This window comes from uncultured Senegalimassilia sp., from assembly GCF_934636665.1.
GTDB lineage: Bacteria > Actinomycetota > Coriobacteriia > Coriobacteriales > Eggerthellaceae > Senegalimassilia.
This window is the reverse complement of record NZ_CAKUAT010000002.1, coordinates 143,049-164,042: the sequence shown is the minus strand read 5'-3', so window position 1 is coordinate 164,042 and position 20,994 is coordinate 143,049. Positions and strand designations below refer to the sequence as shown.

Annotated in this window: 14 protein-coding genes; 10 read left to right on the top strand and 4 right to left on the bottom strand. The window is 61.7% G+C overall.

Annotated features, from left to right (window positions below):
• Positions 1-484 precede the first annotated feature (484 nt).
• The 4 genes from Q0G75_RS01425 to Q0G75_RS01410 all read left to right on the top strand — a co-directional run bounded on the left by Q0G75_RS01425 (position 485) and on the right by Q0G75_RS01410 (position 6,628).
• On the top strand, positions 485-928 hold the full coding sequence (locus tag Q0G75_RS01425) for a helix-turn-helix domain-containing protein (protein ID WP_294415857.1): 444 nt from the start codon (positions 485-487) through the stop codon (positions 926-928).
• Position 929: 1 nt separating this feature from the next.
• Positions 930-1,118 (top strand): DUF4177 domain-containing protein, encoded by a 189-nt coding sequence (locus Q0G75_RS01420; RefSeq protein WP_294415855.1) that lies wholly within the window; start codon positions 930-932, stop codon positions 1,116-1,118.
• A 650-nt stretch (positions 1,119-1,768) separates the two neighbouring features.
• Positions 1,769-3,286, top strand: a complete 1,518-nt coding sequence (locus tag Q0G75_RS01415; RefSeq protein ID WP_294415853.1) for an MFS transporter — start codon at positions 1,769-1,771, stop codon at positions 3,284-3,286.
• Positions 3,287-4,000: 714 nt separating this feature from the next.
• The gene (locus tag Q0G75_RS01410; protein ID WP_294415851.1) at positions 4,001-6,628 is read left to right on the top strand and encodes a hypothetical protein; all 2,628 of its coding nucleotides are present in this window, start codon (positions 4,001-4,003) and stop codon (positions 6,626-6,628) included.
• 176 nt (positions 6,629-6,804) lie between these two features.
• On the opposite strand, the gene Q0G75_RS01405 is transcribed toward Q0G75_RS01410, so the two are convergent.
• From Q0G75_RS01405 to Q0G75_RS01395, 3 genes are all read right to left on the bottom strand, one after another.
• The gene (locus Q0G75_RS01405) at positions 6,805-9,519 is read right to left on the bottom strand and encodes an ABC transporter permease (RefSeq protein ID WP_294415849.1); all 2,715 of its coding nucleotides are present in this window, start codon (positions 9,517-9,519) and stop codon (positions 6,805-6,807) included.
• Between the two features lie 10 nt (positions 9,520-9,529).
• Positions 9,530-10,414: an ABC transporter ATP-binding protein gene (locus tag Q0G75_RS01400; RefSeq protein WP_294415847.1), complete on the bottom strand. Its 885-nt coding sequence runs from the start codon at positions 10,412-10,414 to the stop codon at positions 9,530-9,532.
• Between the two features lie 396 nt (positions 10,415-10,810).
• A complete protein-coding gene (locus Q0G75_RS01395) occupies positions 10,811-13,054 on the bottom strand; it encodes a hypothetical protein (protein WP_294415846.1) in 2,244 nt (747 codons plus the stop codon).
• Positions 13,055-13,543: 489 nt separating this feature from the next.
• Between Q0G75_RS01395 and Q0G75_RS01390 the strand changes: the two genes are divergently transcribed.
• From Q0G75_RS01390 to Q0G75_RS01365, 6 genes are all read left to right on the top strand, one after another.
• Positions 13,544-14,269 carry a LytTR family DNA-binding domain-containing protein gene (locus tag Q0G75_RS01390; protein WP_294415844.1) on the top strand — a complete coding sequence of 242 codons (726 nt, stop codon included), beginning with the start codon at positions 13,544-13,546 and terminating at the stop codon, positions 14,267-14,269.
• Positions 14,270-14,281: 12 nt separating this feature from the next.
• Positions 14,282-15,301 carry a GHKL domain-containing protein gene (locus tag Q0G75_RS01385; RefSeq protein ID WP_294415842.1) on the top strand — a complete coding sequence of 340 codons (1,020 nt, stop codon included), beginning with the start codon at positions 14,282-14,284 and terminating at the stop codon, positions 15,299-15,301.
• Positions 15,289-16,206, top strand: coding sequence for a hypothetical protein (locus Q0G75_RS01380; RefSeq protein ID WP_294415840.1), 918 nt, complete (start codon positions 15,289-15,291; stop codon positions 16,204-16,206). Before Q0G75_RS01385 ends, Q0G75_RS01380 begins: the two co-directional genes overlap by 13 nt.
• Before the next feature lie 254 nt (positions 16,207-16,460).
• Positions 16,461-17,735: an amidohydrolase gene (locus Q0G75_RS01375; protein WP_294415837.1), complete on the top strand. Its 1,275-nt coding sequence runs from the start codon at positions 16,461-16,463 to the stop codon at positions 17,733-17,735.
• 121 nt (positions 17,736-17,856) lie between these two features.
• A complete protein-coding gene (gene glp, locus Q0G75_RS01370) occupies positions 17,857-19,113 on the top strand; it encodes a gephyrin-like molybdotransferase Glp (RefSeq protein ID WP_294415835.1) in 1,257 nt (418 codons plus the stop codon).
• Between the two features lie 109 nt (positions 19,114-19,222).
• Positions 19,223-19,720 (top strand): MogA/MoaB family molybdenum cofactor biosynthesis protein, encoded by a 498-nt coding sequence (locus Q0G75_RS01365; protein ID WP_294415833.1) that lies wholly within the window; start codon positions 19,223-19,225, stop codon positions 19,718-19,720.
• A 376-nt stretch (positions 19,721-20,096) separates the two neighbouring features.
• Here the strand turns inward: Q0G75_RS01365 and Q0G75_RS01360 are convergent, their stop codons facing one another.
• Complete coding sequence (locus Q0G75_RS01360; protein WP_294415831.1) at positions 20,097-20,723, bottom strand: zinc-ribbon domain-containing protein; 627 nt, start codon at positions 20,721-20,723, stop codon at positions 20,097-20,099.
• Positions 20,724-20,994: the final 271 nt, after the last annotated feature.

Sequence of the window (20,994 nt, the reverse complement as noted above, 5' to 3'; positions counted from 1 at the left end):
TGGCCGCGCTGCCGGTGACCATGACGGTCGCCTGGACGCTCTAGCCGCCCGCGGGGCGGGGCGCCCGGCCCCGCGCCGATCGCGGGGGGGCGGGCCGTCCCTCCCGCCCGGGTCCCTTCCCCTTCGGGGGCGGGCTCCCGGGGCGGGCCCCTTCCCTTGGAGCGGCGGCGTGAAGCCGCCGCCCTCCCTTCCCCAGGCCGCCGCCCGCATCCCCGGGCGGCGGCCCTTTTGCATTTGGGAGGGATTTGCGCGCTGACGCGCCGCCGGCAGCCTCGCGCGATTCGCTCGCCATGGACTTGCCTCGAGCCGCCTGCACGCAATGCGCGTACGGAGACGATCCGGGCTGTTCTTTTTCTCCCTTCCTTGCGCTATATGTCTTGCGCAACATGCCAACCGTTCTTAACATGCGCACCTATCGGATTCCGCGCTTAGTTGGTGGAAAACGTTGCATTTACCTGCGACAATCCAAATCAGGAGGTGTCGCATGATCAGTTCGAATATTCAGATGCTTCGCCGGGCGAAAGGGCTGACGCAAGAGGCTTTGGCGCATCGCGTGGGCGTGTCGCGGCAGACGGTGGCGAAGTGGGAGGCGGGCGAAAGCGTGCCTGATCTGGCAAACGGCAGCGCGCTTGCCGAGGTGGTCGGCGTCACGCTCGATGTCCTGGCGAACTACAAGCCGACCGAGCTCGGGGAGACCCCGCCGCCGCGCGGCAAGCACATCTTCGGCTCGGTGCGCGTTGGCGAGCGCGGACAGATGGTCATCCCAAAGCGCGCCCGTGAGGTGTTCGGCATCGAGCCGGGCGATGAGCTGCTGTTGCTGGGCGACGAGGAACGCGGTCTGGCCTTGGTGAAGTCCAGCGCGTTTTTGGCGAGCATTGAGCACTTCAAGCGCGAAATGAGGGCAGCCGATTTCGAAAGGGGCGAATGACATGGAGTATCGATTCGAGCAGGTAAGCGTGGAACCGTTCACCACGCCGAAATCGTCGAAGCTCAACGGCCATCGCGAGATCATCGCACGATATGCGGAGCAAGGCTTCGAATATGCAGGATGGATTCCCGTCCAACAAGGCCCCAGCGGGAAAATCCTCAAGCTCGACCTGGTGTTTGTACAGAAGTAGGCGCTGGTGGCTCTGCTGTTTAGGTCTGACTTCGCGTTGGGCTTTCGCCCCTTGGACAGCTAGTGCTACGTCCCTAAAACGCCTGACCCAAAGTGCGGGAGCTTCGTAAACCCAAAACCCCACCTGCGTAGTCGGAAATGTTAAGACTCTGTGACGATGGGTGCAGCTTGGGTTGACGTCTTTCGGTGGAGTGCGAATATAAGCCCATCGAATGCAACGGGCGTTCGGGGGAGCGCGTATGCGCTTCGCAAACCGCGTCGTTTCGGCGCACGAGGCAGGGTTTTGCGGTTTCGCCGCAGCCTGCAAACGTTAGGAAATATGATGACCTGCACCAATCTGGATATCCGAATTATCAGCTCCATTATCTAGGGTCCGGGTTGCATTTCAGCTGCCCGAACCCTAAACGGGCAGCTGATGGTTCTTCAAGCCGGAGGCTGTTTGAGAAAAACGGCCTCCGGCTTTTTTGCGTCGCCTTATGCGGCGCCGGCATTTTGCCTGATGTGTTTCGCCTCCCGTCTTATGGGTTCCCACCTGGCCTTTTGCCCAAGCTTTCCGTTTTTCCCAAGCAACGTTCGCTTGCGGGACCGGTCATCGACCACACGTGCCGCGCCGCTAACCGGCAATGCGGCAGGAAAGGAAAGGCAAGGCAAATGAACGATCAGCAACAGCGAAATCCCCTGTTCGGCAAGGGGAAGGCGCAGGGGGCGAACATGCAGATGCGCGGCGCAAAACCCCTGGCAAGCATGCCGCAGTTGGGCATGAAGCCGGCATTGGCCGGCGCTTCGGCGGCCCCCGCGCCCGCATCCGTCAAGCTGGCCGTCGGCCAGGCCCCTGCGACCGCTACCGCCGGCGTGGCGGCCCCGGTAGCAGCAGTTGCCGCAAAGCCGCAGGTTAAACGCGATTCCACTCTTGAGGTTATGGTCGCATCCATGGTCGGCACGGCCATCGAGTTCTACGACAACTACTGCTATTCCATCGCTGCTGCAAGCTACTTCGGCCTCATCTTCTTCACCGACGTCGCCAAGTCCGACTCGGTGCTGGCAACGCTGCTCGCCTTCGTCACCTTTGCGGTGAGCTTTTTGGCCCGCCCGTTCGGCAGCCTGTTGTTCGGCCACTTCGGTGACCGCCTCGGTCGTAAGAAAACCCTGGTCGCAGCCCTGATGCTCATGGGCACCGCAACGTTTTGCGTCGGCCTGCTGCCCGGATACGACGTGCTCGGCCCCGCGGCCGTCGTGCTGCTGTGCGTCTGCCGCGCCTGCCAGGGTCTGGGCCTTGCCGGCGAGTGGTCCGGCGCCGCGCTGGTGGCCACCGAGAACGCACCGGCCGACAAGCGCGCGTTGTTCGGCAGCTTTCCCAACCTCGGCGCGCCCATCGGGTTCTTCTGCGCGTACGGCGTGAACTTGCTGCTCGATACGCTGCTACCCGCTGATGCGATGGTCGCCTGGGGCTGGCGCATCCCGTTCCTGCTGTCGTGCCTGCTCGTGATCGTCGGCCTGGTGGTGCGCATGCGCATGAGCGAGACTCCCGTCTTCCAAAAGGCCGCCGCTGAGAACCGCACCACGAAGACCCCGCTGCGCGACCTGGTCCGTCATTGGCGCCGCCTTGTGCTCGGCACCTGCACGATGAGCATCACCTACACGCTGTTCTATGTGCTGGGCACCTGGTCGCTGTCCTACGGCGTGTCCACGCTGGGCTTCACGCAGCAGCAGTATCTGGGGATGCAGATGGTCTCGGTGTTCTTCTTCGCCGGGTTCATCTTGGTCGGCTGCCTGACCGCCGACAAGCGCGGCCGCAAGCCCGTCTTGGTGGTCGGCAACGTTTGCACCGTGCTGTTCGCTCTGGTGGCGCCCATGCTGCTGGCCGCTCATAGCGTGCTGTCCGTGATGGTGTTCCTGTGCGTCGGCTTCGCCTGCATGGGCACGATCTTCGGCCCTTGCGGCAGCTATCTGCCCGAGCTGTTCCCCGCGAAGGTGCGTTATTCCGGAGCCGGCCTGAGCTACAACCTGGCGGCCATCACCGGCGGCGCGTTCGCCCCGACCATCGCATCGGCCCTGGTCATGAACTTCGGCATCCAGTCGCTCGGCTGGTACCTGGGCGGCATGGCCCTGATCGCCCTGGTCGCGCTGGCCTTCTTCCGCGAAAGCAAGGACGTCGATTTCGAGCAGTAACGCAGCGGCCCGCGGCGCAGCGATACGCGGATAGCGGGAGCGCAAAAGCGCGAAAGCGGTGAATTGCGAGCCCGCAAAACCCTACCAAACGGCGAACGCCCCTGTAGGCTTCTTCGGCCCGCAGGGGCTTTTTGCATGGGGAAGGGATGCTCGGCGCAATCGGTTGGCAGGGCGTCGCTGTTTTCGGGTTCTGGGATGCCTTTGCCGGCAAAGGATTACTTGCTGACGGTAGCAGCGGTATTGCTTGGGTTTGCGTTAAGTATATAAACCGGCATTAATTAGACGCTCAGACGGATTCGGTTTCTTTGGAGTTGAGTGTCTTTTCGCGATTGAGGATTTAGTTAGTTTCGCTGACGGTCTTTAATGCGGCGTGGGAGCAATCGATTTTTGCTTCTTCGATCTTCTGATAGATTTGGCATTTATCGCGTCCAAGGATTTTCGGGTTTCTGCCAGTCTTGGCTAAAGTTTGTTGCCTACCGAAGTGCGAGCTATGCCGTGTGGCTACCTGAACTGATATAGGGGAAGGTTGTTGAAGGGCATCTTGTATTTCGGCAGTGAGTGGATTCCGCTTTGGCGTCTATTGTGCAGTTGTTGCTGTTCAGTCGTTAACTCCGGCCGAGTTTCTCACGGCATTAAACGGCATAAGGGAATGCTAAGCTGTTAAATGTAGCTTTCGAAACACGGATGTTGTTTTACGCGGGCGATAGGGGATATATGGGCGAAGCTGTCGGACTGGTGTCGTGCGCGGATGGAGAAAACGCCATCTTGTCGCTTCGGGATATCAGGGATGCGGAGAGCTGGTCATTTTTGGAGCGCTCCCTTAAGCTTGAGCACCGTTATGTTGATCCCGAAAACCTTGATAATCTTGCAATGTGTCCTGATTTGATAAAGGAGATTCCGAAGTCGGAACAGACCCAAGAACAGGCAGACGCCGTTATTCCGCAAAACGGAGATTTGCTCTGCGAAATTTCTTCAGGGTTGGTTACTGAGTCCCTTGCATGCCAAGCATTAGGGAATTGTCGACACCCCCTTCGAGTATTTGGCTCCATACCGAAGAAAGTCCTTACTGAACAGCTGTGCGTTGTAGCTGCAAACAGGATTGGGACACATGCTTTGCGTTTAAACAAAAAGAAATCCCTGGTTCCTAAAGAGTTCGTTACTGATGCGGTCTTAAAGGCGGGAAATGATGCTGATGAGGTGTTAGGGCAGGAACAAAAACGACGATCGCTGTCTTCGTCTGACCATCAAGATGATTTACCTGCGATTCGAATGCGAGGTGGAGAGCCGAAGGAGGGATGTGGGACTTGCGTTTCCGAAGAAAGTCATATTGAGTATTGCGATTTAGCACGCACGTGTCGGTTGCTTGACCGGCAAATCGTGAAAGAAGAGCAGACGTTAGTTTCTGCTGGCGATGTCGATTTGCTGAGACGTTGTTATGATGCTGGTGGTTGTGAGCATGGCAATAGCGTTCGTTTGTATTACATAAGCGATATGCATATCGAGCATCAGCTGTCTTTCAGGGGTTGCGATAACAATGAGGGTGACTTTGCTCAAGGAATCAATATGCTTGCTAGCGAGCTTGCAAGATCCTTTGATGCTTGTGTTGAATATAGTCGTTCGCTTGAGGAGCAAAAAGGAAATACGACTGGAAGCACCTTTTTGGTATTTGACGGCGACACGTCAGATAGCTTAAGTATCTCGGATTCATTTTTCCGCTCGTTTGTTGAGAGGCAAAGACCTCAGGCGGTGCGAGTGGCAGTGCTGGGTAATCACGAATACCTTGAAGCCGGTCTTGCTGGAATTAGTGGTGATGTGGATGCGATTGCCGCAAGATATAAAGCAATGTTTGAAAAGCACGGAGTGCATCTTCTTCACAATTCGGTATTAGCGGTTTATAAAGACGGGAGACGGCTTATTGAGCTCAGCGAAACGCAATTAACTTCAATGGATGTAGCTGAGTTGACGGCCTTTTTCGCAAAATGCTCTTTCCTTATGCTCGGAGGAACGGGTTTCTCTGGTCGAAATGAAATTCGTAATGCGGAAGCTAATCTTTACGGTGGGGTTATTCCCACGCTCGATGCAGACATTGGCGAGACAAAGCGCTTCCTTGCTGTTCACAACAAAATTGCAGTATGTGCAGGGATTTGCAGCGTTGCCGTTGTTACCCATATGCCGCCTTCTGATTGGTGTCCTCCTGAAGATATTGTTCGAGGATGGACTTACGTAAGCGGGCATACGCATATAAATGGGATTGACCGTCTTCCGAATAACGCAATAAACATTCATGGAAATCAGATTGGCTATCGAAATGCTGGCTACTCGTTCAAATCGGTAGATATTGCTTGCTCGTATGATCCCTTTGAATCGCTTTGCGACGGCATTTATCGAATCAGCAGGCGGCAGTATTTGGACTTTAATACGGGGAGAGGTATCTATGTTGGAGAGACTAAACGAGTGGGTGCAATATATTGTCTCAAGCGTAGAGGTGTGTATATGTTTGTCTCCCAGATTAAAGGGAAGCATCTTTGCTTGTTAGATGGTGGGGCTAGGAAAACGCTTCCGGTGGATGACCTATCATATTATTGGAATCACCTCGAGGAATATGCTGAAAAGGTCGCACCGGTTTTTCGGCCAGTTCGCGAGGCGCTGAATGTACTGTCTAAAGAGGTAAAGGCTTTTGGCGGGTCGGGGCTGATTCATGGGTTCATTGTGGACATTGATTTCTATCGGCATATTCAGCTCGACCCGTTTACCGGAAACATGGATATGTATTGGTCGTCAGGGATGTCGGGACGTTGTATCTGCGATGGGGCGCAGGAGCTATTGGAACTTGAAGGGTTTGGCTTCATTAAGAAAAATGAATTACTGCTTAATCGGTTTAACGAAGCAAAGAATGCTGGCTTGCTTCCTGTTCTTTCGGGAGGAAACCAGTTGGCGCAACTTGATGGCAGATATCAGGTTGATCTAAAAACTGGATATGAGCGGTCGCGAATCATGAAGAAGGTCCAGTATCTTATAGATTACGGAGTCGTTAGGATTTGGAATACACAGGTATTAGAACCTCCGAAGGAGGTTCAGGCTTTAAAACATCCAAAGAAAAATGTGGAGCGCGCTGTTCGGAAAAAGACCCCGGAGCAAAAAGCAAGGGAGCGAGCAGAAGTCTACTGTGATGCGATTTCGAATCTCAGTGAGAACTCAATTGAGGTTAATCCAGACGACTATAGGGGCTCTCGTTATCGAGTGAAGGCAAAGTGCTTGAAATGTGGCAACGAGTGGGAGCTAAGAGCGGATCACCTCAAGGACAGGTGTTGGTGCCCATGCTGCAAGAAAAAGAACAATTAGACATGTTCGGTTCTCTTATATAAAAGCGCTGACGAAAAACGGCGAACGCCCCTGTAGGCCTCTTCGGCCCGCAGGGGCGTTTTGCGCTGGGAAGGGGACGCGCGGACAATCGGCCGCGTGCCTTGACGGCACCGCGCATCTGGCGGCAGCCGCTTCCGCAAAAGTTCCTTCGCCCTCTACTCCTGCACCTTCAGCGCCAGGGCCAGGGGCACGCGCTTGATGCGGCGGATGTGTAGCAGCGCCACCGCCAGGTACGTGGCGAACCCGATGGCGATGACCTGCGCGATCGCGGCCATGGGCACGTAGATCTCGATGTTGCCGTTGTAGGCCAGCAGCATGGCGCGGAAGAGCAGCGTCAGCCCGCCGATGATCAGGGGTTGGCACACCACCAGCGACACCGCCACCGTCAGCGTGATGGAGCGCACATACAGGCGGCTGATCTCGGAATCGCGGTAGCCGAACACCTTCATGTAGCTGATTGCGCGCGCCGATCGGTCGATCACCGATTTCGTCAGCAGGTACATGAACACCAGAAAGATGAACACGGAAAGCCCCACCAGCATGCCGATCATGTCGTCCATCATACCGACGAACTGCTCGCCGATGGCGTCCATGCTCTCGGGCGTCAAGTCGCTGGCAAGGTAGCGTGCGTCCAGGTCAAGCGCCTGATCGGAGGCATAGCCGTTGAAATACCCGGCGTCGTTTCCGAAGAAGCGGTTGAAGTCGTCAAGGCTCATGTACACGGCCATGTCGGACTTCGTGCCCCAGGTGTACGCGTCGCCCTCGTAGGTGACATCGCGCGTTTCGTCCTCGTACTTGTCGTACAAGCTGACGGTTTGCCCGTCGGCGAAACCGAACTTGTCGATCAGCCCGCCGCCGAACACCACGCGCCCGTCGCCCACGGCAAGGTCGTCCCAATAACGCGAATCCTCGGGCACGCCGTACACGGTGATCGACTCCGTGCCCGATCCCTCGCCGCGATCGTAATCCAGCGAATACACGGCATACTTCTCGGCCTGCGCGATTTTATCCGCGCCGTTATCCACCGTGTTCACGGGGTGCACCGTGTCGGAGTCGGCGTCGACGTCGGCGGCCTTGTCAATCATGTCCAGCACGTCGTCGCGCGATCTGCCCAGTTCAGCGGCAATATCGTCAACCTTTTCGTAGAACGAATCCTGGGCTATGGCGAAATCATCCTGCGCACGGGTGAAAGCATCTTGCGCGTTGGTTGCAGCCTGCATGGACTCGATTGACGGGGAAGCCGTCAGCGCAGCTGCCGCATTCTGCAGCGTATCGGCTGCCGCCTGGAGCGTATCTCCCGCGTCCTCCAACGCATCGCCGGCATCTTCCGCAGCGGTCAGCTTGTCGCCTTTCACGCCCTGCAACTCGCTAACGGCCGCCCACGCATCGCGATCTTCCTGCGTGCCTTCGATTTCCAGTGGCGCTTTCAGCGTGTACATGTGCTCGGCGACCACGTTGTTGTGCAGGTTCTCGGCGTAGTGCGTCATGGTCGGCAAAATGGCCAGCGAGAACAGCAGCAGCATGCTGGCGAACCCGATTCCCACGAACAGCGTGGCGAAATTGCCCAGGTTGCGCAAGAACACCCGCATGCGGAAGCGCGCGATGAAGCTCAGGCGCTCGGGCAGGGCAAAACCGCGCTTCACGCCGCCTTTGCTGGTTTCGTGGCGCAAAAACTCCAGCGGGGTGTGACCCATCTTGCGCAAAAGCCCCAATAACGTGATACCCACGAGCGTCGCCACGGGCAGCACGGTGGTTTGCGCGAACACGCCCCAGCTCCAGGTGGCGTAGTAAGGCGGCAGGCTGTAGCTGCCGTAATACAGGTTGCGCATCGGCTCGCTCATCAGGGTGTAGCCGGCCACGTTGCCCACCACGGCCGCCGCGATGCCCACCGCCGCGGGCAGCGCCAGGTAGTGCGTCACCAGCTCGCGGCGACGATATCCGCTGGCCATCAGCGTGCCGATGATGGCGCTTTCCTCCTCGATGGTGCCCGACGTCAGCACCACGAACACGAACGCCATGATGGCGATGATCATGTACAGAAGCACGCTCCACATGGTGGAGTCGCCCGAAACGTCGTCGGCGGCGTAGCCGATTCCCTGGTTGGCGCTCGAGTCGGTCAGGTCGTCCACGGTCGCCCCAGCGTCGGAGAGCGCGCGAACCATATCCTTCTCGGCGTCGGTGCGCTGCGCCACGGTCAAATCGCGGTCGGCGAAACGCACCGAGTACGTGTACGCCGGCTGATGCCCGGTGGCCTCAAGCGCCGCAAAACCGCTTTCGGAAACCTCGGCCACGCCGAACGTCAGCGTGTTCACCGTGAAAGCGGAGTTGTCCTGGAACAGGGCCTGATTGTCCGATGTCGTCATGATGCCGCACACGGTGAAGCGCTGGCCGAACAGCTCCACCTCCTTGCCGACGGTTATGCCGTTGTTGGTGGCGAACACGCGGTCGATTGCCACCTCGTCGGCGGCCTCGGGCACGCGTCCCTCGGCGTATGCTGCCAGGTCGACCTGGGTGCGGTGCTGGTAGACGCGCAGCGTGCGGTCGCGCCCGTCGTCGCCTTGCGCATGGTCGAAGTCGGCGTCGAACGACCAGTTGCGGAAGATGTCCGCGCCGCCCGCTCCGGCGTCGCGCGCCGCGTCGGCGGCGGCGTTCAGCTGCTTGTCGGTGGCTTCGAAGGCGGTGGTGAAGCGCACGTCCTCGATCGAGTACTTCTCGGGCATGTCGTCGATGATGACGCCGATGGAATGCGCTGCCAGCAAAAAGCCCGACGTCAGCGCGATGGTCGCGGACATCAGCAGGAAGATGCCCAGGTATTTCCCCAGATTGTTCTTCAGCTCGCGCGGGAAGCGCTTGCGCAAAGGCGATGCCATGGCGCGCCTCCTACCAGGTCAGGTCGCGCGCGGCCATGCGCTCGACGTTCGCCGTGTCCTCGGCCAGCTTGCCGTCGCGCAGGCGCAGCACGCGGTGCGCCATGTGCTTGATCGCATCGTTGTGCGTGACGATGACCACGGTGCACCCGTAATCGCGGTTCACGTTCTCCATCAGCTCCAGAATCTCCTTCGACGTCTGGTAATCCAGCGCGCCGGTGGGCTCGTCGCACAGCAAAAGCCCGGGATTCTTCACCAGCGCGCGGCCGATGGCGCAACGCTGCTGTTGGCCGCCCGAAACCTGGCGGGGGAACTTCGCGCGATGCTCGTAGAGCCCAAGCGAGCGCAGCAGGTCATCCACGGGAAGGGGGTTTGCGGAAAGATGGGCCGTGACCTCGATGTTCTCGCGGATGGTCAGGTCGGGCACCAGGTTGTAGAACTGGAAGACGAAGCCGAGCTTGTCGCGGCGGTACTCGCCCAGTTGCTTGGACGTCAGGCTGGTCAGCTCCGTGCCGCCCACGTTTATCGAGCCGCTATCGGCCGCCTCCAGGCCGCCTACCAGGTTCAAAAACGTCGATTTGCCGCTGCCCGACGGGCCGAGCAGCACGCAAATCTCGCCTTTGTTCACGGTGGTGGTGACGTCGTGCAGCACCGTGGCGCGCGCCTCGCCTTCGCCATAATGCTTGCACAGGTCGCGAACCTGCAGGTAGGGCGTAGGGGAGGAAGCGGTGCCGGCGGCGCGGCTGGTGGATGCCACCTTGGGGGCGGAGGTGGCGGTGCCGGCTGCGGTAGACGTCGCCCCGTTTGCTTCGGTTGCGTGCGAGTCGATGCCGGCGGTGCCGGCTGCGTGCGAGTCCAGATTGTCGGTGCCGGTTGCGGTTGCGGGGTTCTTTCCCATGTCGCGCTCCTTCGCGGTATGCGGGAGCCCCGCGAGCGCCGATCGCGCCCGCAAGGGACCGCATTATAGTTTGCTAAGGAAAACTATATACCACAAGTTCGCCACAGGTTACAAGACACTTGGGACACTTGGGGACGTAGCACTATCTGTCCGGTTTCCTCGGCCACGACACTTTGGGGACGTAGCGCTAAGTGTCAGGGTTCTGCTCGATTCCCCTGCAATGGGATGAACGGGGGACACGTGCTTCTCTGCTTGCTGTCTCGAGAAGGCAAGCTCCGGGCCCGGACGCCTGGTGCTACGTCCCCGAAGCGTCCGAAAGCGCTTAGGAGGGGAAGAGAAAGGGACTCGCAGAACGATCGTTCTGCGAGTCCCCCAAAGAGCGCGAAATCACGTGGGTTATGCCTTGCTGTCGTCTTCGCCCTCGTCGTCTGATTCCGGCGCTTCGGGCTCGGGCTGCGCGATGCCAACGGTGCCGCCTGCAGTCCATGAGATCGGCGCGGCGTCGTACATCTCGGGAACAAACCGGCGTCCGGGCGCGGAAGCCTGACGGTCGACGTTGCCGGCGGCATTGCGATCGGGCGTCGGATTTCCGGCCGCCGCCTCGCTCGGCACGTTCGCCACTGGCGCTTTGGGCGCGTGGGCCCCGCGCACGGCGGCATCCGTTTGCGGTGCCTGCATCGGCGCGCCAGCCATCTGGGGCATGCCGGCCGCTACCGCCTGCGGCACGCCAGCCGCCTGCGGCATCACGCTCGCACCCGCCCCCGCAACCTGCACGGGCGCCATGGCCCCGGTGCGCGCGGCGCGCGGCATCTCGGCGTCGGGCGCGGCCTTGCCGGTGAGCTTGCGATGCAGGTCCATGCGGATGGACGCGTATTCGCTGACCAGCAGCACCAGCAGGATGCACATGACGATCAGGTATCCGATCACGGCGCCGGGCAGCCCCGTGAAGTTCACCAGCAGCACGGGCACGAACAGGCTGAACCCGAACGTGATCAGGTACAGCTTCGTCACGGCGCGCTGGCGGCGCAGCACGGTGATCACCTGGTACAGAAACTCGATGCCGGCGGTCACGCCGCCCGCCGCCAGCATCACGAAGCACAGCCCGCGGTACTGCTCGAAGTCGATGCCGTACAGGAAGCTCATGACGGCCAGGCCGAACCAGCTCATCGCGCCGGCGACCACCACGGTGATGCCCACGATGATCACGAACATCACCACGATGATCAGGTCGAACTTCTTGCGTTTCGCCGGGTCCGCCCAGGCGTTGGCCATCTTCAGCAGCATGGGCTTGTAGATGAAGCCGCTGGTCAGCAGAATGGCGTGCGCGGGGAAGTACAGCGCGTTGTAATACAGCTGGTTGTCGTAGGACAGTGCGCCTTCCATGACGAACTTCGGCATGTTGTCGATGAGGTTGTACATGAACAGCGCCACGAACAGCGGGAAGCACTGCTTGAGCAGGCCTATCACGCGCTTGGCGTTCGCGCTGCGCGACTTCGGCGTCTCAAGCTGGGCCAGCGGGAACGTGAACACCACGAACGTGATGGCGGCGATGACGGCCATGACGATGCTCGACACTCCCACGTTGCGCGTGATGAGCAGCGCAAGTGAGAATCCGATGAGCGCTGCTGCCGATCTGAAGGCCTGCGAGATGCCGGCAAGGTAGAGCTTGTCAACCTGCTGCAGGCGGCCTTCGTACACGTCGGCCAAAGCGTCGACGGCCTTATAAAGGTACACACCTAGGCTCATGAGCCACATCTGGTCGGCATATCCGCGGAACTTGCAGTACGTGATGCCGGCCACCAGCATGATGACCACGGTGAGCGCGCGGTTGGCCTGGTAATCGGCGAACGAGTACTCCTCGTCAAGGTCGGATGCTTGGAAGTTTCGCACGCCGTAGTTGCCCACGAACATGAGCAGAAGCGCCGTGACGAAGGCCAGCGAGAACATGCCGGCCTGTTCGGCGCCGGCCAGCTGCGTGACCACGATGGTGAGCACGGGGAACACCATGCCCCACAGACCTACGCCTATCGTGTTCCACACGTAGTCGCGTGTGGTGCGGCCGGAGGCATACTCGGCTTCCTGCTCGGCCAGGCCGTCGCCGCTCACGGCGCCCAGCACGCGCGAGCACCAGGCCTCCACCTTGCGGGTGACGAAGCTTTTCTTGCGGGGTTTGCCGTTGCGGGAGCGTTTGCCGTGCTTGCCGCGCGGCATGGTCTCGGTTGCCTGGGCGCCCGGCATGGCGGCGGTGGGCTGTTGACCGGGAATCGCTTGCGTGGGCTGTTGACCGTAAACTGCCTGCGTCTGCCGGGTATCCCACCCGTTGCGCACCTGCTGCGCGTTGCGCGCGCGGCCATGCTTGCCGCGCCGCGCGCCGCCGATGACCTCGGTAGGCTGCTGACCTGGGATGGCCTGCGTGGGTTGCTGGCCCGGGATCGCCTGGGTCGTTGCGGCCGATTGCGCGGCTTGTTCCGCCGCGGCAGCCGCGCGCTGGCGCTGCGCCTGGGCGCGTTGCTCCTCGCGCACGTTGCGCGGGGCTGTGGGGTAAGGGCTTTCGGCGGCATTGAGCTGCACGCGTTCCAAATCGGGACGCTGTGCGGCGTGCTTTCCCGCCGAGGAGCCGGTATGTTCGTAATTGTTCATCCGACATATTATAGTGAGGTCGCTCGAAGCCGGCCGACCCTGCGTTCGATATTCACAGCACAAGCACCCCTCCGATGCCATGCCGTAGCTTGCCGTTCGCCGCTGTTTATGCATCGCTCCCACGTGAACAGGGGACGGAGGTGTGTTCACGGTCGGGAAAACTCGTGTTCCGAGCCGCGAAAGCGAAAAACCTTCTCCTCCGGGCTGGTAGGAGCGGAATCCTCCTGCCGGCGTCGCGACGCTTGAGCCGTTTGCCACCCATCCGCCCCGTTCGCCCAACCGCATCGTGCCGCGTTCGTTTCCAAAATGCCTGCGCTTGCTACTGAAAAACCTGCGTTTGCTCCTTCTACCAGGTGTTTTGTTGCATTTGGACAAAATCTGAGGGGGGGGGTTCTGTCTTATTGTATATAATCTGAGGTGAACAATAGAAACAGCGGGTGACCGCTGTTGCGAATTCGGGAATTTGGGAAATCGGGATCGGGGTGCACGATGGGGACTTTTCACCTTCTTGCATTGGAGGACAACGAGGAGTACCAGAAGGTGCTTCGCAGCATGCTGTCCAAATACCCCGGCAGGTCGCGGCTTGACGTCGACATTATATCCGGGGTCACCACGTTCGAGGCGCTTATGGCCTCGGATGATCGCGTCGACATCTTCCTCACCGACATCGATTTAGGCGAAAGCAACCCCTCGGGTATCGAGTTGGTCAGCCGCTATTTTCCCGCGGGCAGCTCCACCCAGGTCGTCTATATTTCCGGTCATGTCGAGTACTGCACGTCGGTTTATCAGACCGAGCATACGTATTTCCTGCTCAAGCCCATCAACCAATCCGACTTCGACGCCGCGCTCGATAAGGCGCTGTCCAACCTGCAGGACAGCCGCCAGCTTCCCGTGGCCATCCAGCACAACGGCACGGTCACCATGGTCGACCCCGCCGAGGTGGAGTTCGTGGAAAGCGAGCGCTGCAAGGTGCGTCTGCACTCCGTGCGCGGGGAATGCATCGAAACGTACGCCACGCTCGGCCAGATGCTCGATATGCTGCCCGAGTGCTTCGTCCAATGCCATAAAAGCTACCTGGTGAACATGGCGTGCATCGTGGAGCTGCGCCCGGGCAGCGTGCTGCTTCGTTCGGGCAGGGAAGTGCCCGTCAGTCAACGTCAGCGCACGTCGGTCCGCGACTCGTTCTTCCACTACGTGGGCCTCAACGCGCGGTAGGCGTTCGGCAGCATGTCCTCGCTCAAGATCGCCGTCCTTTGCGTTTTGGCGGTGTATCTGATGGTCGTCGCCTTCAACTTCATAACCAAGCTCCGCAGCGCGCGGCTTATGCAGAAGCTGTTGTGCATGCTGTTCCCTTTAAGCCAGATCTGCCTGATCGCCTATCCTCTGGTGTGCTCGGCGAGCTATGAGCTGCCGGCGGCTGCATATGCGTCGCTCATCGTGCTCGGCATCGCATGCGGGCCGGTCGACCTGCTGCTGTTCCGCGCGCTCGACCAGGCGTGCCGGTGGTTCGATTCGTCCAGCAAGGTGAACATGCTCCAAGAGCAGCTGCGGGTCCAAAGCGCCCTGCGGCAGCGTTCCCAGCGCGAGCGCGATCAGGCCGGCGCGTTGTGCGACCAGCTTCGCGAGCGGCTTGAGCAGGCACGCGCCGACTTGTGGGCGGACCAAGCGGGCAAGGTAGGCGAAAGCCTGGAAGACGTCATCTCCCTTATCGGGACGCGGCCTCGGCGATTCTGCCAGCATCCCGCCGTCGACGCGCTGTTGGAGCAGAAGGCCCGCGAGGCGCGCGATTCGGGCGCGTCCTTCCGTGCCGAAATCGACATCCCTGCAGATATCCCGTTGCCCGGCGTGGAGCTGTGCGCCGTGTTCTCCAACCTGCTGGATAACGCGCTGAACGCCTGCGCGAAAACACCTGACGGGGAGTGCCGTATCGAAACCACCGCGCGCATGTGGGGGATGTACCTGGTCATCGATGTGGAGAACAGCTGCCCGGGTTCGCAAGGGCGGGGCCGGGTTGCGGCTGTTGCGGCGTCCGACGATGCCGGCCGCGAACGCACCGGCGGCGCGCCCCACCCGTTCCCCGACCTGTCCGTGCCGCATGGCTGGGGGCAGGGCATCGTGCGCGAGGTGGCGCGACGCCATGACGGCACGTTCGAGGCGGGTCAGGTCGACGGTGTTTACCGCGTACGCGTGATCCTGAAGCAGGATCGGGCCGCGCAGGGTGGAGGTGATGGCGAATGGAGCCGATGATCCTCGGCGTTCCCGCCGCCGCGTTCGTGGTGCTGTCGGTCGTCGCGCCGACGTGGCTGGTATATCTGGGGTTCGAATCCCATATCCTGCATCTGCGGAATCGGTGGGCGTATTGGGTCGTGGGCCTGTCCCTTATGGTGTTCGCCCTATGCGTGAGAGGGTATCTGGCCGAGTTTGCCGATCTTTTGCTCGGCGTCCTCATGGCAGCGGCTCCTTTGCTGTTTGGAAGGGGAACGCTGGTCCGTCGCGTCACCTTATCGGCGTTCGGTCTGGTCATAGTGCTGCCAGGTGATCTGTTTCTCGATATGACGTTCGATATCCTGGCGGGCGCCACCGTTCACGATTACGCAACGGTTGCGGCCAACGCCACGCTGTTCGCATGTGCGACGCTGCTCGAGGTGCTTGTCGAGATGTCGCTGTTCTGGGGGCTTACCGCGTTGGTGCGAAGGTTTTACCCGGAAGAAGGGGCGGATGCCTCCGCGCCGTCGTCGCGTCGTGCGTCGGTCATCGCCTCGTCGTTCGCGCTGTTCTCCGTCGTGCAGGCCCTGCTGTTGGCGTTGTGTTTCAGCGTTGTGGTGGGGCCCTGTGATGCCGATCTGGCGCTGTTGCGCCTGTTCTGCCTGCTCATGCTTTTGTGCTTCGGCGTGGATGCCGCGCTGCTGCTTGCGGTGGGCAGGTTCCGCGGCAAAGTGCGCGACGACGCTCGCGCCGCCGACTTGAGCGGCGAACTCGACCGATATCTGAGCGATTACGAGGTGACGGTGGAAATGGCCCAGCGCTCGGCGCGCCTGCGCCATGACCTGCGCAACCAAGTTCAGGTGGTCAACGCGCTGGCCGAACGCGGCGAGTTCGAGCTTGCCGAGCAGCATATCGACGCCATGCTGAAGGAGTTGGACGGGCGATAGCGTTGCGTTCTCGGCGGGCGTCGGGATGCTCGCTGGTCCTCCTTGTTTCCGGCGGGTTGCCGCGCGGCTTTCCCACGGTTGGCCGGGCGCCCCGCGAGCGGCTGACCGGCTCCTCCGTTCGCCCGCCCGCCTGCGCTTTCATGTGCGGTTTCGGTTGCTTCCTGCCGCTGGCGCGCCGCGTGCCGCGCAGGCCGGCCTCGCGTGTGGTAGGCTAGCGGACCAAAGAGAACGCACTCCTTCGAAAGGGGCCCGTCATGACCGATGCCGCATCCACGCTTCCCGCCGTTTACGCCGCCGCGCAAACCCCGCTGGCAGGTGCCGCAACCGCCGACCTCGTTCGCAGCCTGGGCACCGCCGCGCAGCCCGATATCGTCGCCGCGCGCCGCCTGCTCCATCGCTTTCCCGAGGTGTCCGGTCATGAGGCGAACACGCAGAAGCTGCTGTGCGAACAGCTCGATGAGCTGGGCGTTCCGTACCGAAAGCTCGACAATAACGGCATCATCGCAACCATCGCCGGCACCGCTCCCGGGGCGTACGACGCCGATGGGGTGCCGGCGCGCCGCGTTGCCCTGCGCGCCGACATGGACGCGCTGCCCGTCACCGAGCAGACGGGCCTTCCCTTCGCCTCCGAAAACCCCGGCGTCATGCACGCCTGCGGCCATGATGCGCACATGGCTATGATGCTCGGCGCTGTGCGCATCTTGCGAGATGCCGCCGATTCTCTGGCAGGCGAGGTCCGCATTATCTTCCAGCCCGCCGAGGAGATCTCCATCGGCGCACTTTCCATGATCGAGGCCGGCGCGCTCGACGGAGTGGACGCCATTTACGGTGCGCATATCTGGAGCGAAGTGCCCGCCGGCACCGTGTCCTGCACGCCCGGGCAGCGCATGGCCAACACCGATTGGTTCCGCATCGACATCGACGGCGTCTCGGCGCACGGCTCCATGCCGCACAAGGGCGTGGACGCCGTGGTGGTGGGAGCCGAGATGGTCACCGCGCTTCAGGTCCTGGTCAGCCGTGATGTTTCCCCATTCGAACCTGTGGTGGTCACTGTTGGCGAGTTCCACGGCGGCCAGGCGCGCAACATCATGGCTGGCCACGCGTGGCTCACCGGCACCGTGCGCACGTGGTCCGAGGGCCTGCGTTCCGAGGTTCCCGATCGCCTGGAGCGCATCGTCAGCCGCATCGCCCACGCGTTCGGCGCTAAGGCGCGGTTCACGTTCGAGCCGGGCAACGCCGGGCTTGCCAACGACCCCACGTGCGCCGAGGTGGCGCGCCAGGCGGTGATCGACACGCTGGGCGAGCAGGGCGTCGCCGACTACCGCGGCACGCTGTCGGGTGAGGACTTCAGCGAGTACCTCCGCATCGTGCCGGGCGTGTTCTGCTTCGTAGGCACCAGGAATCCCCAGGTGGGAGCCGATCACCCGCAGCACAGCTGCCACTACACCGTTGACGAGGACGTGCTTGCCAAGGGCAGCATGGTGGCGGCCCAATGGGCTTGCCGCATGCTTTCGGGCGCTAAGGAATAGCGACGCGCGGGCTTGCGCGCTTCTTGTCCTTTGCGATGGCCTTGCCGATATCCGTGTCGTTTTATTCGGTAAGCGGTATAATGCAGTGGTTCAATATCATTCGCAATCGAAAGGACATGCCATGCCGGAGATGATCTCGGTCGAGCAAGCGCGTGACCTGGTTCTATCCCATGTTTCCCAGCTGCCTGAGGAAACGGTTCCCGTGTTGGATGCGGCCGGCCGCGTTGCCGCCGTCGACCTGAAAAGCGATATCGACATCTCGCCGTTCGCCCATGCCGCCATGGACGGGTTCGCCATGCGCGCGGCCCAGTTGCAGTCCGCAAGCCCCGAATCGCCCGTCGAGCTGGACGTCATCGCGGAGGTCGCCGCCGGCGACACCTTCGAGGGCGATATCCCCGAGGGCGCATGCGTGCGCATCATGACCGGCGCGCCGCTGCCCGCGGCCGCCGACGCCGTGGTGAAGTACGAGATCGTGCGCAACGTGGAAGGCGACGGCCGCCCTGGCAGCCGCGTCGCCTTCGAGGCGCCTGCCAAGCTGCGCGGCAACGTGCGCGAAGCGGGCGAGGAAGCGCGCGCCGGCGAGGCCGTTGTGCGCGCCGGCGAGGTCATCAACGCTGCCGGCGTGGGCTTTTTGGCCGGTTGCGGCGTGACCGAGGTTCCCACTCCGCGCCGCCCGCGCGTGGCCATCATCTCCATCGGCAGCGAGCTCGTTCCGCCCACCCAGGTTCCCACTGCCGGCAAGATCCGCAACTCAAACGGCTATGCGCTGGCCGCGGCCGCGCGTGCCGCTGGCGCGCTTCCCACCATGCTGCCCATTGTGGAGGATTCGCTTGAGGCCTTGAAGGTGGCGGTGCTGGAAGCGGTGCGCGAGTACGACTTCGTGGTTACCAGCGGCGGCGCCTCCGACGGCGACTTCGACTTCATCAAGCCCTGCGTCGAGCAAACCGGTGAGCTGCTCATGACCCGCGTGAACATGCGCCCGGGTAAGGCGCAGACGTTCGGCCTGGTCAACGGCACGCCCGTCTTCGGTCTGCCGGGCAATCCGGCCGCGGCGTACTGCGGCTTCGAGATGCTCATCCGTCCGGCGCTGCGCAAGATGCAAGGGTATTCGAACCTGCAGCGCCCACTCGTGAAGGCGCGCCTTTCGCGCGACGCGAAGAAGGGCGACACGCGCCGCATCTACCTGCGCGCCACCATCACGAAGGACGCCGACGGCGCCTACGCCGTCGAGCCGGCGAAGAACCAGAGCTCGGGTCTGTTCGGCGTCATTCAGCGCAGCAACTGCCTGGCGGTTCTGCCCGAGGGCGGGGAAGGCCGCACGGCCGGCAGCCTGGTAGAGTGCATCCTGCTCGACGTCAACGAGGACGTGTGCCTGTAGCCGGCACGCGTTGGTCGATTTGCGAACCGGGCTACGGGCGGGAAGGCCTACAGCCCAGATCGCCGGCATGCGCTTCGCCGGCGCTTAACCTTGGTATAAGGAGGAATCAATGACCGAACACGATCACGCATCCGCGCCCATCACGTTCGCCATCATCACCTGCTCCGACACGCGCGGCATGAAGCAGGACACCGCCGGCGCGGCGCTCGAGCAGCTCATCGCCGACAACGGCTGGGTATGCAAAAACCACGTGGTGGTGAAGGACGAGGTGCCGCAGATCAGCGCCGCCATCATGGAAGCGTGCGACACCATCGACGCCGACGTCGTCCTGACCTGCGGCGGCAGCGGCCTGTCGCTGCGCGACGTCACGCCCGAGGCCACGCAGGCCGTGTGCGACCGCAACGTGCCCGGCATCGCCGAGGCCATGCGTGCCCACAGCCTGGCCATCACGCCGTTCGCCATGCTCTCCCGCGCGCTGTGCATGCAGCGCGGCACGCACCTGGTGGTGAACCTCCCGGGAAGCGAGAAGGCCGCCCGCGAGAACTGGGACGGCATTGTAGCCGCCCTTCCGCACGCCGTGAAGATGATGGCCGGCGGCGGCCATTAGCAGCGGACACTTGGGGACGGAGGCTTATCTGTCCGGATTGGGGGTGTCGGGCTTTCGGCGCTCCGACGCCTGTCGGCGCGCGTTTGCTTTCGGACGGTTAAGAATCCGTCCCCAAGCGTCCGGCGGCGGGCGAAACGACGCCGTCGGTTCATGGCAAGCTGCGAGTTGAAGACGCTGCGTATAACGAGTGATCCCGGTTGAGCGCAGCGTAAAAGTAGCGGGTCCCGCAGCACGGTCTGAGCTGCGGGACCCGCTTTGCGTCCGGGATGTGTGCTGCGTTGCGGCACTGCTTTGCGTTTGGATGTGCGTTATGTTGTGACACCGCCTCGCGTTTCGCGAAATATCGCGTTATTTCGCCTGGTGAAGCGCCTTTTGCCTACTCGTCCTTTTGGGCGACCAGCAGCAGGATGCCGGAAACCATGTTCAGGAACAACAGGGTGCAAACGCCAAGGGCCACGGTATTGGGCTTTTTGCCCTTGTAGACACCCCAGGAGCGAACGGTCATGGGAATGCCCCAGGCCAGGGGAATAAGGCCCAGGCCGAGCGTCGCGATGCCGCCGATCCCGATGACGACCAAGGCCACGATGTTCATGATGAAGGCGATCAGGCGCAGCGTCTGGTTGCTTCCCTCCACGACGTACGTTTGCTCGGGCGCGGGAACGCCGTAAGGCGGCTGCGGCGTAGCGTACGGCTGCTGAGGCGCGGCGCCGTAGGGCGATTGCGGTGCAACCGGCTGCTGGGCGGCAACGTATTGCTGCGGTGCCGCCGTAGGTTGCTGGGCGACAGGCGGGACCGGAGCTGCAGGTGGGACCGGTGCGGCGGTTGCCGCGGGTGCGGCCGGCGGAATCGGCGCGGCGGGCGCCGTCGGGGCTGCGGGAGCCTCGGGAACGGCAGGCGCTTCGGGCGCCTCGGGCTCCGGGGCCGCGGCATTCAGGGGCGTTCCGCAGTTGCCGCAGAATTTCGCATCGGCGACGTTCTCGGTTGCGCAGTTGGGGCATAGCATGGCAGTACTCCATTTCTCTTGTCCCGGGCGGGCTTTGCGAATAGATTGATTGCGAACCGCTGCCAGCCCGTAAACCACTTGGACTTATTGTAACTTATCGGTGCAGTTTTTATGGACGTTACGCTGGAATAGCGTTGCATAATCCCGGAAAACGTGGGGGAGTGAGGTTCGACAGCTAACCCTCCGTCCCCAAGTGTCAGGGGCGTTCGGCCCGCTTGCTGCCGGTATCTGCAGGGTTTGCGCAGAAGCGTCCCCGCATTTCCCCAGTGAT